The organism is Streptomyces sp. NPDC048191, from assembly GCF_040652655.1.
Classification (GTDB): Bacteria; Actinomycetota; Actinomycetes; order Streptomycetales; family Streptomycetaceae; genus Streptomyces.
The window spans coordinates 121803-136860 of the sequence record NZ_JBEZMO010000018.1 but is presented as its reverse complement, the minus strand read 5'-3'; the positions used below and the strand labels follow the sequence as shown (position 1 = coordinate 136860).

10 protein-coding genes and 1 pseudogene are annotated in these 15058 nt (G+C 72.0%); 6 read left to right on the top strand and 5 right to left on the bottom strand.

Annotation, left to right across the window (positions count from 1 at the left end; translation table 11 throughout):
- Positions 1–3 precede the first annotated feature (3 nt).
- The gene (locus AB0D93_RS27280; RefSeq protein ID WP_362124278.1) at positions 4–1419 is read left to right on the top strand and encodes a 3-hydroxybutyrate oligomer hydrolase family protein; all 1416 of its coding nucleotides are present in this window, start codon (positions 4–6) and stop codon (positions 1417–1419) included.
- Between the two features lie 167 nt (positions 1420–1586).
- On the top strand, positions 1587–2084 hold the full coding sequence (locus tag AB0D93_RS27275; RefSeq protein WP_362124275.1) for a hypothetical protein: 498 nt from the start codon (positions 1587–1589) through the stop codon (positions 2082–2084).
- Between the two features lie 15 nt (positions 2085–2099).
- On the opposite strand, the gene AB0D93_RS27270 is transcribed toward AB0D93_RS27275, so the two are convergent.
- Complete coding sequence (locus tag AB0D93_RS27270; RefSeq protein WP_362124272.1) at positions 2100–4070, bottom strand: peptidoglycan recognition family protein; 1971 nt, start codon at positions 4068–4070, stop codon at positions 2100–2102.
- Positions 4071–4330: 260 nt separating this feature from the next.
- Positions 4331–5476 (bottom strand): aminoglycoside phosphotransferase family protein, encoded by a 1146-nt coding sequence (locus AB0D93_RS27265; RefSeq protein ID WP_362124269.1) that lies wholly within the window; start codon positions 5474–5476, stop codon positions 4331–4333.
- Positions 5477–5811: 335 nt separating this feature from the next.
- Between AB0D93_RS27265 and AB0D93_RS27260 the strand changes: the two genes are divergently transcribed.
- The gene (locus tag AB0D93_RS27260) at positions 5812–7305 is read left to right on the top strand and encodes a hypothetical protein (protein WP_362124266.1); all 1494 of its coding nucleotides are present in this window, start codon (positions 5812–5814) and stop codon (positions 7303–7305) included.
- 69 nt (positions 7306–7374) lie between these two features.
- On the opposite strand, the gene AB0D93_RS27255 is transcribed toward AB0D93_RS27260, so the two are convergent.
- A complete protein-coding gene (locus AB0D93_RS27255) occupies positions 7375–8814 on the bottom strand; it encodes a SpoIIE family protein phosphatase (RefSeq protein ID WP_362124263.1) in 1440 nt (479 codons plus the stop codon).
- A 348-nt stretch (positions 8815–9162) separates the two neighbouring features.
- Here AB0D93_RS27255 and AB0D93_RS27250 point away from each other — a divergent pair, with 348 nt between their 5' ends.
- Together AB0D93_RS27250 and AB0D93_RS27245 are read left to right on the top strand one after the other, a co-directional pair.
- The gene (locus AB0D93_RS27250) at positions 9163–9579 is read left to right on the top strand and encodes an SsgA family sporulation/cell division regulator (protein ID WP_362124260.1); all 417 of its coding nucleotides are present in this window, start codon (positions 9163–9165) and stop codon (positions 9577–9579) included.
- 130 nt (positions 9580–9709) lie between these two features.
- Positions 9710–11734: pseudogene (locus AB0D93_RS27245) on the top strand (phosphocholine-specific phospholipase C).
- On the opposite strand, the gene AB0D93_RS27240 reads toward AB0D93_RS27245, so the two are convergent.
- Complete coding sequence (locus AB0D93_RS27240; RefSeq protein ID WP_362124257.1) at positions 11724–12749, bottom strand: Gfo/Idh/MocA family oxidoreductase; 1026 nt, start codon at positions 12747–12749, stop codon at positions 11724–11726. The pseudogene AB0D93_RS27245 and the gene AB0D93_RS27240 sit on opposite strands and share 11 nt — an antisense overlap.
- Before the next feature lie 106 nt (positions 12750–12855).
- Positions 12856–13950 (bottom strand): chemotaxis protein, encoded by a 1095-nt coding sequence (locus AB0D93_RS27235; RefSeq protein ID WP_362124254.1) that lies wholly within the window; start codon positions 13948–13950, stop codon positions 12856–12858.
- Positions 13951–14107: 157 nt separating this feature from the next.
- Between AB0D93_RS27235 and AB0D93_RS27230 the strand changes: the two genes are divergently transcribed.
- Positions 14108–14887 (top strand): alpha/beta hydrolase, encoded by a 780-nt coding sequence (locus AB0D93_RS27230; protein WP_362124251.1) that lies wholly within the window; start codon positions 14108–14110, stop codon positions 14885–14887.
- Positions 14888–15058: the final 171 nt, after the last annotated feature.

Sequence of the window (15058 nt, the reverse complement as noted above, 5' to 3'; positions counted from 1 at the left end):
CGAATGCCCACCACACCACACGGACGGCCCACCCGACGAGCCGTCCTCCCCGCACTGGCCCTCACCGCGGCCTGCCTGCTCCTGCCCACCCCGGCCACGGCGGCACCCGCCGGCCCGGCCGACGGGCACTGTGCCGGCCGCGCCCAGCTCCGGGTGCCCGGCGCCGAACGGCAACAGGCCGACTGCCTGGACGAGCTGACCACCGCCGGAACCGTGGCCTCCGGCCACACCGACCCCGCCGACTACGCCGGTCTCACCCCCAAGGACCTGCCCACACCCACCGGCGTCCCCGGCATCCAGATCGACGGCTACTTCCCCGACACCTCCACCACCGACACGAACCACGGCTGGCACCACGACTCCCAGTTCGTCGTCCGCCTGCCCGACCACTGGAACGGCGGACTGGTCGTCGCCGGAACGCCCGGCAACCGCGAGCAGTACGCCAACGACAAGGCCGTCTCCGACTGGGTGCTCGCCCGCGGCTACGCCTACGCCGCCACCGACAAGGGCAACACGGGCACCGCCTTCTACCGCGACGGCGGGCGGCCCGGCGACGCCATCGCCGAATGGAACGCGCGCCTCACCCAGCTCACCCGCGCGGCCCGCGCCGTCGTCGCCCAGCGCTACCACCGGCCCCCTGCCCGCACCCTCGCCACCGGCCTGTCCAACGGCGGGTACCTCGTCCGCTGGCAGCTGGAGAATCACCCCGAGCTCTATGACGGCGGAGTCGACTGGGAGGGCACCCTCTGGCGCACCGACGGGCCGAACCTGCTCACCTTCCTGCCGCAGGCCCTGCGCCACTACCCCGCGTACGCCGCCGGCGGCCCGGGCGCCGCCGAGGCCGGGGCCGCGCTGCATCAGGCCGGCTTCCCGGCCGGCTCGGAGTTCCTGTGGCCGTACCACGACCAGGTCTACTGGGACCTCACCCAGCGCATCTACCGCGAGGAACTCGACCCCGGCTACGACGGCGCCACCGAGGCCGGCACCCCCTTCTGCGCCTCCGGCACACCCGCCTGCGACGCCGACTACGACTACGCGGCCCGCCCCGCGTCCGTGCACCGCGCCGTCGACCGGATCGCCCTCACCGGGCGCATCGGAAAGCCCTTGATCACCATCCAGGGCACCCTCGACGTGCTGCTGCCGATCAGCCAGGACTCCGACGTCTACGCCCGCATGGTCCACGCGGCCGGACGCGGCTCCCTGCTGCGCTACTACCGCATCGAGGACGGCACCCACACCGACTCCCTGGTCGACGCCTTCCCCGACCGGCTCCGCCCCATGGTCCCCTGCCACCACGCGGCCTTCGAGGCGCTGGAGGGCTGGCTCTCCGGCACCGCCCTCCCACCCGCCGACCACACGGTCCCCCGCCCGGCCGGTGCCGCTCCGGCGACGCTCCTGACCAGCTGCCCCCTGCGGTGAGGGGCAGCGGGGCCGCGACCCCGGAGGGGCACGCCGAGGGGCGCGGGGCCGTGTCCGACATGCGGCTCCGCCGCGGGCCGCGACGCGCCACAACGGACCCGCGGCCGAAAGACGAACCCGGCGGCCCCGTCGCGGCGCGACGCGCGGAGCCCACGTACCATGGCCGCATGTCGTTCCTCCGCCGCCGCAGCGCCACCCCTGCGGGACCCGACTTCGACGTGCTGGCCATGGACCCGGGCGACTGGCCGGGCAACCTCGGCGCGGGCCTGCTGCCCGCGCCCGACGGCACCTGCCAGGGCGTCTTCCTGCGCTACGACCTCTTCGGCGGCCGCGGCCCCGCCATGATCATCGGCAATCTCCCCGAGGGCTCCCCGGCCCGCGAGGTGGCCGAGGACGAGATCCCCTTCGAGGTGGGCCAGCTGCTGATCGCGCTGGAGAACGACGAGGAGGTCACCGTCGTCGGTGTCGAGGACACCCCGGTCCTCCAGGGCGACAACCTCCTCATCGTGCGGCGGCTGAAGCTGTCCGAGTCCCGCATCTCCTGCGTCCAGTTCGACCGCAGCGACGGCGTCCTCGTCACCATCGCCGCCTGGGACCGCCCCATCACCGACGACCTGTACGCCCTGCTGAAGCCGCTCCCGGCGGAGCTTTTCCAGCAGGGCTGAGGCCACCGGCCGCGGCTAGCCGGCCGAGCCCTCGAGGGTCACGTCCGCCGCACGGACGAAGCCGACCCGGTGGCCGTACTGGATCTCGTAGTACAGGTCCTTGCCCACCACGACCCGGTGCGAGTCGGTGGTGAAGGTGACCGCGTAGTAGTACTCGCCCGGCACCTCGTCACCGGCCACGTACTTCTGTCCCGCCGGGATCGTGTACGGCAGCGGGACGACCGACTGCGCGGGCACTCCCGCCGGGTAGGCCTCCTTCTCCGGATACGCCCTGCCGTACACCGGGACGCTCGCCAGGCCCTCCTTCGGGGTGATCACCAGACCCTTGGCGGGCACCGCCGTCGGCGCCTTGCGCGGGTTCTCGAACCAGGCCTTCTGGCCGAGGTACCAGATCGCGGTCCAGTCGCCCCAGCGGTCCGCGACCGCGTACCGCTGACCGGTCGAGGCACGGGACGACAGGTCGTTCACGTCGATGGTCGGGTCCTTCTTCAGCCCGATGTCCTTGATCAGCGGCGCGTTCACGTCGTGGTCCGAGTACAGCCGCACCTCGCTGGAACCGTGCGCCGTGCACGGCGCGCCGCTGGTGGTGCAGCCCGTGTAGGCCGGCTGGTTCGAGGAGTAGTCCGGCAGGATCGTCACCAGCCCGCCCCGCTTGCCGGCGGTGCGCTCGAACGGGTGGCCCAGCAGCTGGAAGTAGTGCCGCCAGTCCCAGTAGGGGCCCGGGTCCGTGTGCATACCGGGGATCGTGGACGTGGTCGGACCGGGCACGTTGTCGTGGCCCAGGATGTGCTGCCGGTCCAGCGGGATGTCGTACTTCCGGCTCAGGTACTTCACCAGCCGGGCCGAGGAGCGGTACATCGCCTCCGTGTACCAGGCGTCCGGGTTGGCGAGGAAACCCTCGTGCTCGATGCCGACGGACCGGGCGTTGATGTCCCAGTTACCCGCGTGCCAGGCCACGTCCTTCGCCTTGACGTGCTGGGCGATCAGACCGTCCGTGGAGCGGATGGTGTAGTTCCACGACACATAGGTGGGGTCCTGGATCAGGTTCAGCACCCCGTCCCAGGTGCCCTCCGTGTCATGGATGACGATGTACTTGATGCTCTGCGACACCGGCCGGTCGCCGAGATCGTGGTTGCCGTAGTCGTCGTTCCCGAACTGCGCGTACGGTGCCCAGACCGCCTCGCAGGACACCGAGCGCGGGCACTCGACGTCGTCCGTGGGCAGGGTGGGCAGGCCGGTCTCCGCCAGCTGGGCGGTGTCGGCGGTCAGCCCCGGCTGGGCCGCGAGCGCGACCAGCTGGCCGTCGTCCGTGGTGCGCTCCTCGCCGGTGCGCAGCACGTCGTACACGTCGTTCGCGTAGGCCGCCGCGGTCGCCGAGTCGTCGGCGCCGGAGAACCGGGCCACCGCGGCGTACCAGTCGCCCGGGTCGGCGCTCAGCGGCTCGCCGAGCTGCTTCTGGGCGTCGGCCAGCAGGGCCGCGCCGCCGGCCACGTTCGCCTCCGGGTCGGTGCGCAGCTGCTCGGCGGTCAGGCCGGTCAGGCCCGCCGCCTTCGGCAGCGTCTTCAGGCGGGCCGGGAGCGTGGACTCGGCCGGCACCTTGATGTCGGGGTGCACGGCGGCGCGGGCGCTGTCGCCGCGGGCGTCCTCGCCGCCCTCGGCGAGGTGCTCCGTGGTGGCGACGGCGGTCCGGGCGTCCGTGAGGTGCATCGGGCCGTAACCGCCGGACACGCTGGGCGCGCCGGCGTGCCAGTCCCAGCGGGACTGGAGGTAGGAGACGGCCAGCAGGACGCTCTGCGGCACGTGGTACTCGGCCGCGGCGGTGGCGAACGCGTGCTGCAGCCGGTCCGCGGAGGAGTCCGTGGCGCTGTGCGCGGGAGTCGCGCCGAGCAACGGCAGCAGCAGGGCCGCCGAGGCCAGGGGGCCGGCGGCCCGTCGCAGCTGTCTGTGACCGGATGTGGACTGGGAATCGGTGGCGGAACCTCGCAATGCGGCCTCCTGTGACGGGCGGGCGTGGCGGGGCGTGCGGCGCAGAGCTGGGTCAGTGGTACCGGCTTGCCGACGATCCGTCAATGATGCCTTCGAGAGGGCGATTTCCCATGTCACGGAGGTGTTCGGCGAGTTTCGCCGTGGTGGTGTGCGGGCCTGCGAGGCGTCACTGGCGTACACCAGTGGTCGCGGCCGGGGCCGGACACACGAAGGTCCGCGGTGCGCCGCCGCTCTGGCGCACCGCGGAGCCGTCGTCCCCGTCAGCGAGTGCCGACCGCCGCTCGTACGGCCTTGCGGGCCATCTGGCAGTCGTCGTGCAGCCGCCTGAGCAGCAGCCGCTGTTCCTCGCCGGACGGCGCAGCACCCGGGTGGGCCACGCCCGGTGCCGCCGGGGCCACCTCGTGCATCGAACGCTGCACGGCCGTCTCGTAGGTACGGATCTCCCGGGTCAGCACCAGCATCAGATTCACCAGGAAGGCGTCCCGGGAGGCCGGGCCCGCCGACTGGGCGATCTGGCTGATCTGGCGCCGGGCGCCGGGCGCGTCCCCGAGGACCAGCCACAGCGTCGCCAGGTCGTACCCCGGCAGATACCAGCCCGCGTGCTCCCAGTCCACCAGCACTGGACCGGCCGGTGAGAGCAGGATGTTCGAGAGCTGGGCGTCGCCGTGGCAGAACTGCAGCATCCCCTGGCGGCCCACCTCGTGGGCGATGCCGTGCAGCAGCTTCTGGAGGTCGCCGAGGTCGCGGTCGGTGAGCAGGCCCAGCTCGTGGTACCGGGAGATCCGGACGCCGTAGTCCAGCGGCCTGTCGAAGGTGCCCGCGGGCGGCCGCCACGCGTTCACCCGGCAGATCGCGCCCAGCGCGGCCCGGATGTCCGCGCGCGGCGGGGCCTCCACCGGATGCCGCTGCAGCGCCGCCACACGGCCCGGCATCCGCTCGATCACCAGGGTGCAGTTGTCCGGGTCCGCCGCGATCAGCCTCGGCGCACGAACCGGAGGCCGGTGCCGGACGAACGAGCGGTATGCGGCTATTTCATGACGGAACCGCTCGGCCCAGGCGGGCGAGTGGTCCAACAGACACTTGGCCACGGCCGTGCTGCGCCCTGTCGTCCCGACGAGGAGGACGGACCGTCCGCTGCGCCGCAGCACCTGCACCGGAGCGAACTCCGGACAGATCCGGTGCACCGCCGCGATCGCGGTGCGCAGCTGCGCGCCCTGGGGGCCGGACAAGTCGAGTCTTCCGCTGAGTGGTTGGGTGCCGGTCTGGCCCGGGATGCGCCGGGGCCGGCCCGTGACCGGGACGGGGCCGGCCGGACGCACCACCGGGTCCAGGTATGGTCCGCCACCCGCCGGGCGGGGACGCAGCGGTCGGGGCGGGGCGGACACGGAGGACGATGCTGCGTACATGGGAGATACAGATCCCTTCGTGTGCCTACGGTGCCTGCCTGAGGTTCCGTGCCCGTGGCACATGCGCGGGGCCGGGGCTCCGGGGAGCCCGTACTCCGATCGCATGTACTGCGGGCGTGCGCCTGCCCGTCCCGGCCGCCGGGGTGCACCCTGGGGAATGCACCCGCTGGCTCCACAAGAGCCGAGCGGCGACCGGGTCGGGGTGGCGCGTTCCTACTCGACACCCGATGCCCAGTGGCACACCATCTGGCGCACCCTGGCGAACCCTGGCGAATAGTCGCCCGGCAACCTCCACCGGGCTACTGTCAACTCAGCCGAGAACCTGGGGGCTTGACGTGAGCGGACAACCCAACACCCGCCTTGCGGACCTGTTCGGCCTGGCCGGCTGGTCCAAGGGGGAACTCGCGAGGCTGGTCAACAAGCAGGCGGCGGCCATGGGCCACCCCCAGTTGTCGACCGACACCTCCCGGGTTCGGCGGTGGATCGACACGGGAGAGATCCCGCGCGATCCGGTACCGCGGGTGCTGGCAGCTCTGTTCACCGAGCGTCTCGGCCGTGTCGTGACCATCGAGGACCTCGGTCTGGTACGGCACGGGCGTACGGGAAAACGGCAGGGCGACGGGATCGAGGAACATCCCGACGGCGTGCCGTGGGCGCCCGAACGGACCGCCGCGGTCCTCACCGAATTCACGGGAATGGACCTCATGCTCAACCGACGCGGCTTGGTGGGCGCGGGTGCCGCGCTCGCCGCGGGATCCGCACTCAGCGGCGCCATGTACGACTGGCTGCACACCGACCCCACCCTGAAGGCCGACGCCCCCGTCCTCGACGACCCCCTGCACGCCGACCCCGCCGGGTTCGACCGCTATGAGGCCGCCCCCGTCGGGTCGCAGGAGATCGAGGAACTGGAGCGCTCGGTCGAGGTGTTCCGCGCCTGGGACGCGGCCCGTGGCGGCGGGCTTCAGCGCAAGGCGGTCGTGGGCCAGCTCAACGAGGTGGGCGGCATGCTCGCCTACCACCATCCACCCCATCTCCAGCGGCGCCTGTGGGGCGTGGCTGCCAACCTCGCCGTCCTCGCGGGCTGGATGTCGCACGACGTCGGCCTGGAGCCCACGGCGCAGAAGTACTTCGTCATCGCCGCCCACGCCGCCCGTGAGGGCGGGGACCGGCCGCGCGCCGGCGAGGCCCTGTCCCGGGCGGCCCGGCAGATGGTGCACCTCGGCCGGCCCGACGAGGCACTGGACCTGATGAAGCTCGCCCAGTCCGGCTCGGGCGACCGCCTGCAGCCGCGCACGAAGGCGATGTTCCACACCATCGAGGCCTGGGCGCAGGCGTCCATGGGCAAGGCCCAGGCGATGCGCCGCACCCTCGGCCAGGCGGAGGACCTGTTCGTCTCGGACCGGCAGGACGTCGAACCACCGGACTGGATGCAGACCTTCAAGGACGAGGACCTGTACGGCATGCAGGCCCTCGCCTACCGAACGCTGGCGGAGTTCGACCCGAGTGCGGCCGTGCCCGCCCAGCACTACGCGGAGAAGGCGCTCTCCCTGCGCATCGACGGGCGGGAGCGGTCGAAGATCTTCGACCACCTGTCCATGGCGTCGGCCTGCTTCATCGCCGACGACCCCGAACAGGCCGACCGCTACGCTCGGCTGGCCCTGATGTCGATGGGCTCGAACTCCTCCCGTCGCACCTGGGACCGGCTGCGCCAGATGTACCGGCTCACCGCGGAGTACGCCGGCTACCCGAAGATCCACGAACTGCGGGAGGAGATCCGGCTCGCCCTGCCCAAGCCGCGGGCCAAGGGCGCGGGCAGCGCACAGACGTGAGCGCACGGACACCCGGCCCGTGCGCCGCATTCCCTCGGTGACGTCACTTCATGCGGTGGGTCTGTCAGTTCATGCGGTGACCCTGGCGACGAGCACACAGGCGTCGTCCTCGCGTCCGCCCCCGCCGAACTCCTCGACCACCGTCCGTACACAGTCCTGGGCGGTGCGGGCCGCGGCGAACCGTGGGGCGAGAGCGAGCAGTCGCTCCAGGGCCGGGGTCGGGCTGTGCCCCGGCACCAGCCCGTCGGTGTGCAGCAGCAGGAGGTCACCCGGTTGCAGGGCCTCGACGGCCTGCCCGTAGACGGCGCCGGAGGTGGCGCCGAGCAGGACACCGTCGGGTGCCTTCAGCACGCGCCCCGTCCCGTCGCGGAACAGCAGCGGGGCGGGGTGTCCTGCCTGCGCCCAGACCAGGGTGTGGGTCTCGGGCCGGTAGCGGCAGCAGACGGCGCTGCCGAGGGCGGGCTCCACGGTGGCGTCCAGTAACTGGTTGAGCATGCCGAGCAGTTCACCCGGCCCGGTCCCGGCCAGCGCCATGCCGCGTACGGCACCGAGCAGCATCGCCATGCCGGAGGCGACGGCCACCCCGTGTCCGGTGAGGTCACCGACGCTGAGCAGGGTCTCGCCGTCGGCCAGTTCCAGCGCGTCGTACCAGTCGCCGCCGAGCGGGGTGGTCGTCGCCGCGGGGAGGCGGCGGGCGGAGAGGTCGAGGGTCCGTGGCCCCTGGTGCGGGAGCCGCAGGGAGCCGCGCCATGGCGGTAGCACGGCTTCCTGCAGCTCGGCCGCGATCCGGTGCTCGGTCTGCTCCTGCCGGCGCTGATGCTGCAGCGAGTCACGGGTCTCGCGCACCGTGCGCCGGCAGCGGCGCAGTTCGCTGACGTCCCGCAGCACGGCCCACATCGAGGCCGTGCCGCCGTCGGCGCCGAGCACGGGTTCGCCCATCATGTGCACCGCCCGTACCGAGCCGTCGGGCCGTACGACGCGGAACTCCCCGTCGATGGGCTTGCCGTCGACCAGGCAGTCGGTCACCATCGCGGTCAGTTCGGGCCGGTCCTCGTCCAGGACCAGTGCGGGCAGTTCGTCCAGGGTGAGGGCGGGTGAGGCCGGGTCGAGGCCGAGGATCTGGTACAGCTCCCCGGACCAGCTCGCCTCGTCCGTCAGCAGGTTCCAGTCGGCGCTGCCGACGCGGCTGAGCAGCGAAACGCCCGGGCCGGCGGTCGGTACGGGCCGGGCGGCGGGCGTCCCGACGGGCCCGGCCGGGGTGGCCGGCGCGACGTCCGGGCCGTCCCGGAGCTGGGCCAGGTGGGCGTCCAGGTCGTCCAGTTGGTGCAGTGCGAGGTCGTACAGGGCGCGCTGCCAGCGTTCCTCCGGGTCCGAACCCTCACTCGGGGTGTCCCGCCGCACCGCGTCCACGTCCCCCTTGAGCCGCCGCGTCTGGGTGATCAAAGCCTCGACCGAGCCGCGTCCGGGTGGCTGGGCGGCTGGTCGGTCCGCGGAGACAGGGGACGGCATGACGCACTCCGTTGGGGGACGATACGGCCAGGAAGGGGCGGGGGGACCGTTACGACTTTCGCACAGCCCGCGACGCCCCGTAAGGGATTTGGCAACACACGATACGGTGGTGCTTCCGGCATATGCCAGAGTCTTCCCGGAGTGACCCCGGCGCACGAATGACGTACGCGTTCGGCGGCTCAAGTCGTAGGAACCGTACGGGGGTTGTGGCACGCGGGCCGCGTTCGCCGGACGCTCACGCGTATGTTCGTCGCTCCTGTGTTCCAGTGTGCCACGGCCGTCTTGTACCCATCGATTTCTGACCGGATTTGACGGCATGCGAGGCGGCCCTGCGGAGTCCATTAGGACATGGATGCCATCACAGTCGAACAGTCCGCCCAGGCCCGGCTCATCACCGCCGAGGACCACGAGGTCCCGGTGTCGGCCACGCTGCGCTACACCACGGGTGATCCCCTGGCCGTCTTCGTCGACTTCCCCGCCGAGGCCGCCCTCGACGGGGAGGAGGTCACCTGGGTCTTCGCGCGGTCCCTGCTCGACCAGGGGCTGCGCGCCCCGGCCGGCCACGGGGACGTGCAGATATGGCCGTACGGCCGCACGCGCACGGTCCTGGAGTTCCACTCCCCGCACGGACTCGCCCTGTTGCAGTTCCCGGCGTCGGCGCTGCGCCGCTTCCTGCTGCGCACCTACGCGGTGGTGGGCGCCGGGCAGGAGGACGTCGCCGGAGTGGTGGAGCAGGGCCTCAGCACCCTGTTCGGCGGGGTGTGAGGGGAGCCCGGCCGACTTCGGCTCCTGTTCACCTTCGCCTCACCGCATCGGTATGGACCCTGACGATCACCGCGGGCACCTTGGCGCGCGGTGTGCCGCAGGGGCACCGACGACGAAGAGGGCGGGGCGAATGACACCGATCAGCCGAAGAGACTTCGTGGGGCTCGGCGCATCCGTGGCGGCGGGTGTCGCACTGGGCGGCGCCGACACCCGGCCGGCAGCGGCGGCGACCACGGCGACCGGCACGATCCGGGACGTCGGGCACGTGGTGATCCTCATGCAGGAGAACCGCAGTTTCGACCACTACTTCGGCCGGCTGAAGGGCGTGCGCGGCTTCGACGACCGCAGCGGCATCACCCTCAGCGGCGGCTACCCGGTCTTCGACCAGCCGAACGGAACGGGCCGCCAGTACCCGTGAAAGCTCAGCGCCACCCCCTCCGCCGGCGGCGAGGACGGCGCGACCCTCGCCCAGTGCAACGGCGACCTGCCCCACTCCTGGTCCTCGCAGCACTCCGCCTGGAACAAGGGCCGCATGGACAACTGGGTCGCGGGCGTCGGCAACGTCCGTTCGCTCGGCTACCTGGACCGCTCGGACATCCCCTTCCACTACGCGCTCGCCGACAACTACACGATCTGCGACGCCTACTTCTGCTCCACGCTCAGCGCCACCGGACCCAACCGCACCTACCTGTGGAGCGGCAAGGTCGACTCCACCAGCTACGACGGCGGAGACGGGTCCGGCCTGACCTGGCAGAACTACGCCGAGGCGCTGCAGGCCGCCGGAGTGAGCTGGAAGGTCTACCAGAACGCGGCCGACAACTACGGCGACAACGGCTGCGCCTACTTCAAGGACTTCGCGAACGCCAAGGCCGGCGACCCGCTGTACGACCGCGGCATGTCCTCGGTGCCGAAGGTGACCGGCTCGACCCCCGACGACATCGCCGCCGCCATCAAGGCCGACGTGCTGGCGGGCACGCTGCCGCAGGTCTCCTGGATCGTCCCCAACCAGGCCTTCTCCGAGCACCCCTACGCCCCGCCCGGCGACGGCGCCCACTTCGTGAACCTCGTCTACCAGGCCCTCGCCGCCGACCAGGACGTCTTCGACTCGACCGTCCTGTTCCTCAACTACGACGAGAACGACGGCTGCTTCGACCACGTGCCACCGCCGGCGCCGCCCGCCGGTACCGCCGGTGAGTTCCTGGGCGGGGTGCCGTACGGCTTCGGTTTCCGGGTGCCGATGCTCGTCATCTCGCCCTGGACGCGCGGCGGCTGGGTCTCCTCGGAGGTCTTCGAGCACACCTCGGTGCTGCGCTTCCTGGAGACCTGGACGTCCGCCCTCGGCAAGCCCGCCAAGTGCGCCAACATCAGCGACTGGCGACGCAGGGTCAGCGGTGACCTCACCGGGGTCTTCGACTTCGCCAACCCGGTCCACGGCCCGGTGTCCCTGCCCGCGACCAGCGTCATCGGCATGGGCACCTGCGGCCCGCTGCCCAACCCGGTGCCGACCGACAACGCCCTGCCGGCGCAGGAGCCCGGCACCCGCCCGGCCCGCGCACTGCCCTACCAGCCGGGCGGCTACCTGGACCACCTGGAGTTCGGCGCGGCCGGCCAGATCCTCGCCTGGTTCACCATGACCAACCAGGGTGCGCCGGCGTCCCGGGCGGCCCACTTCTCCATCCACCCGAACGCCTACCGCGACACCACCCCCTACCAGTACACCGTCGACCCGGGCGGCACGGCCTCCGACTACTTCAACATCGGTGCGGGCTTCGGCGGCGGCACGTACGACTTCACGATGGTCGGCCCCAACCGTTTCCTGCGCCGCTTCCAGGGCGACGCGACCAAGGCGGGCAAATCCGCGGAGGTGGGCACCCGTTATGCCGTCGAGCCGGGCACGGGCAAGCCGGCGGTCTACTTCAGGATGGCCAACTCGGGCTCGTCCTCGGTGAGGTTCACCATCACCTCGAACCACTACCGCAGCGACGGCCCCTGGACCTACACCGTCGCCGCCGGCGCCTCGGCGGAGGACTACTTCAACGCCGTCGCGTACCAGAACGGGTGGTACGACTTCACGGTGACCGTCGACTCCGACGCGACCTGGTCGCGCCGTTTCACCGGGCACCTGGAGACGGGTGCCGCGAGCGTCAGCGGCTGATCCCGGCGTAGAGGTCCGGGCGCGGGGCGAGGTCGACGGCCACCCGGCCGCCGGTGTCCAGCGCCCGGACCCCCGCCTCGGCGACGACGGACGCCGCGTAGCCGTCCCAGACGCTCGGGCCGGTGACCTCGCCCCTCCGCGTGGCGTCCACCCACGCCTGCACCTCGCGGTCGTAGGCGTCGGCGAAGCGGACGAGGTAGTCCTGCGCCACGTCCTCGCGGGCGCCGCCCGCCGTGGTGACCACCATGGTGTGCTCGTCGCCGATCCGCGCGCTGCCCATCTCGCACACGGCCTCGCAGCGCACCTGGTAGCCGAAACCGCAGTTCACGAAGACCTCGACGTCGACCAGCGCGCCCCCGTCCGTCTCGAACAGCACGAACTGCGGGTCGAGCAGGCCCTCGGGGGCACCGGACGATGGCACGGGGCGCAGCACCGTCACCGCCGTCAACTCCTGCCCGAGCAGCCAGCGGGCCGCGTCGATCTCGTGCGCGACGGAGCTGTTGATCAGCATGGCGCTGGTGAAGTGGCCGGGGGAGGAGACGTTGCGGTGGGTGCAGTGCAGCATCAGGGGCCGGCCCAGCCCGCCGCCGTCCAGCAGCGCCTTGAGCCGGCGGTACTCGCTGTCGTAGCGGCGCATGAAGCCGATCTGGGCCAGCCGGCGCCCCAGCCGTGCCTCGGCCTCCACCACCCGCAGCGCACCGGTGGAGTCGGGCACCATGGGCTTCTCGCACAGCACCGGCAGCCCGCGGGCGAAGGCGGCGAGCAGGGCCTCCTCGTGGGCGGGGCCGGGGGAGGCGATCAGCACGGCCGCCACGCCGGGCGCGTCGAGCGCGGCCACCGGGTCCGCGTGCACGGTGACTCCGTCGAGGCCGGCCGCGGCGTTCCCGGCACGCTCCACATCGGGGTCGGCCACGGCCGCGACCCTGGCACCACTGACCACTTGGTCGAGGCGTCGTATGTGGTCGGCCCCCATGTGTCCGGCACCCAGTACGGCCACTCCCAGCAGGTCACCCATGCGCGCGCTCCCTTACGCCGACGATCACGCCGTAGCGTACGCCGCGCAGGGAGCGCTACCGGGGTGTGCCGGGGGTGTGCCGGGGGGTGCCGGGGATGCCGGGACCTCAGTACCTCAGTACGCCCGCGATGCCGTCGGCGTCGCTCAGCGTGCCGTCGGGTACGAAGCGGACCTCGGCACCGGTCTCCAGGCACTGCTCGACGATCTCGTCCACGATGTCCTCGCGGGCGTCCAGGTCGCCGGCCGCGGTCGGCACCAGATGCTCGCCGAGGTCACTGACGGTCGCCCGGTAGTTCTCCTCCACGGCGAGCAGCCGCACCCGGCCTTCCCGTGCGCTCTGCCACAACTCGTCGAGACCGGCCGCGAAGGTGCGGTGACCGCGTGCCGAGGTCAGCTCCCGGACCACGGCGGTGGTGTCCTTGCGGGCCTCGGCCTCCAGCACCGGCCGCAGCGCCTGCCACACCGCCTCGGGGCCGGCGTGCGCGAGACCGCCGTGCGGGACCTGGACGGCGTTCTTGGCGACGCTGCCGACCTCGTCCAGCAGGGAAAGCGCGGCCTGTTCACCGGTGATGTACACCGGCCGGGGATGGTCGCGCAGGACGGTGCTCATCGCGGTGTCGGCCTCGCGGAGGAACTGTCGGGTCCCCTCGTCGCGGAAGGTGCTCGGCAGGCCGCCCGTGCGCATCTGGCGCTCGGGGTCGAAGTTCACCTGCCTGCGCTCCAGCGGGAAGCCGCCGACATGGTCCTCCACCACGCGCTCCTCGCCGCCGCTCCACAGGGTGACGCGGTCCGCGGAGACGGACAGCACCCAGAAGGGGCGCTCGGCCGCCTGCGCGGCGACCAGGTTGCGGGTGAGGAAGGTGTCCGAGAGCACCACCCGCTCGGGGACGGTGCGGGCCAGGGACCATACCTGGTGCTCGCCCGGAGCGGCGAAGATCACCAGGCCGTCCTCGGCATGCGTCAGATCCACCTCCGACAGTGCCCGGTCGAGTTGCGCCACGACGTCGTTGCGCCGCTCACGGGTGACGGAGGGGTCGGAATCCAGGCGCCTGCGGGCCTCGGTGACCACATTGCGCAGCCGGACGGGGTCCTGGCCGTTCTGGGGTTCGCGGCGGTGCGTGGGGGTCAGCACGGACACCGCCGGATACGGACGCGGCCGCCGCAGTTCGGCGAGGGTAGCGGGACTCAGTGCGTGCTCCATGACAGCACGATAGGTCCGATTCACAGGTCCGGCATTCGGGGTAACGCGGAGCGGAAGGTTCCGTGGAGTTCCGCGCCGGGAGGCGGTGACGCGATGCCCTGCGGGCGGCTACCGTACCGGCCAGTAACCGGACCGCGGCGCACCCCAGGAGGCCTGTATGCCACAGCTCGAAGTCGACGGAGCGACCCTGACGTACGACGACGAGGGTCCCCGGGACGCGCCGGAGGTGCCCCTGGTGTTCGTCCACGGCTGGACCGCCGACCGCCACCGCTGGGACCACCAGGTCGCGCACTTCTCCGAGAGGCGCCGGGTGATCCGGCTGGACCTGCGCGGGCACGGCGAGAGCACCGGGGCCGGGGTGCGCACGATCGCGGAGCTGGCGCAGGACGTCCTCGCCCTCCTCGAGCACCTGGAGGTCGAACGGTTCGTCCTGGTCGGCCACTCGATGGGCGGGATGATCGCGCAGACCATCGCCCTGACCCACCCCGAGCGGGTGGAGCGCATGGCCCTGGTGGGCACCATCAGCCGGATGACGTACAGCCGCGGCCGGGGTCTGCTCATGGCCGCCTCCACCCTCGTGCCGTACCGGCTGTTCGTGGCCGCCAACATCCAGCGCGCCTTCGCGCCCGGGTATCCGCGTGAGGAGATCCGCGCGCACATCCGCGCCTCCGCCGCGACCCCGCGTGAGGTCGTGATGACGCTGTACGGGGCGATGCGCGCCTTCGACGTCCTCGACCGGGCCGGTGAGATCCGCACGCCCACGCTGATGGTGCACGGCTACCACGACGTCCAGTTGCCGGTGCGGCAGATGCTGCGGATGGCCAAGGCCTATCCGGACGCGGTCGTGCGCATCCTCGATGCGGGCCATGAGCTGCCGCTGGAGAAGCCGGCCGAGCTGACCGCCGTACTGGACCGGTTCGTGAGCGAGAAGCCCTGACCGGCGCACTGTTTGGTGAAGTTTTTGCCCGTGGCCTGTTCGTGGCGGCGCCGGTCCGGTGGCGAGGCCTTCGCGGGATTTCGCGTAAGCAAAACACGGCCGAAATGGTGGGGGGTGAGGTGTCGCGCGTGTTGCCGCCAAGTTGACTGCCCGAGGCAACCGACGGAGGCT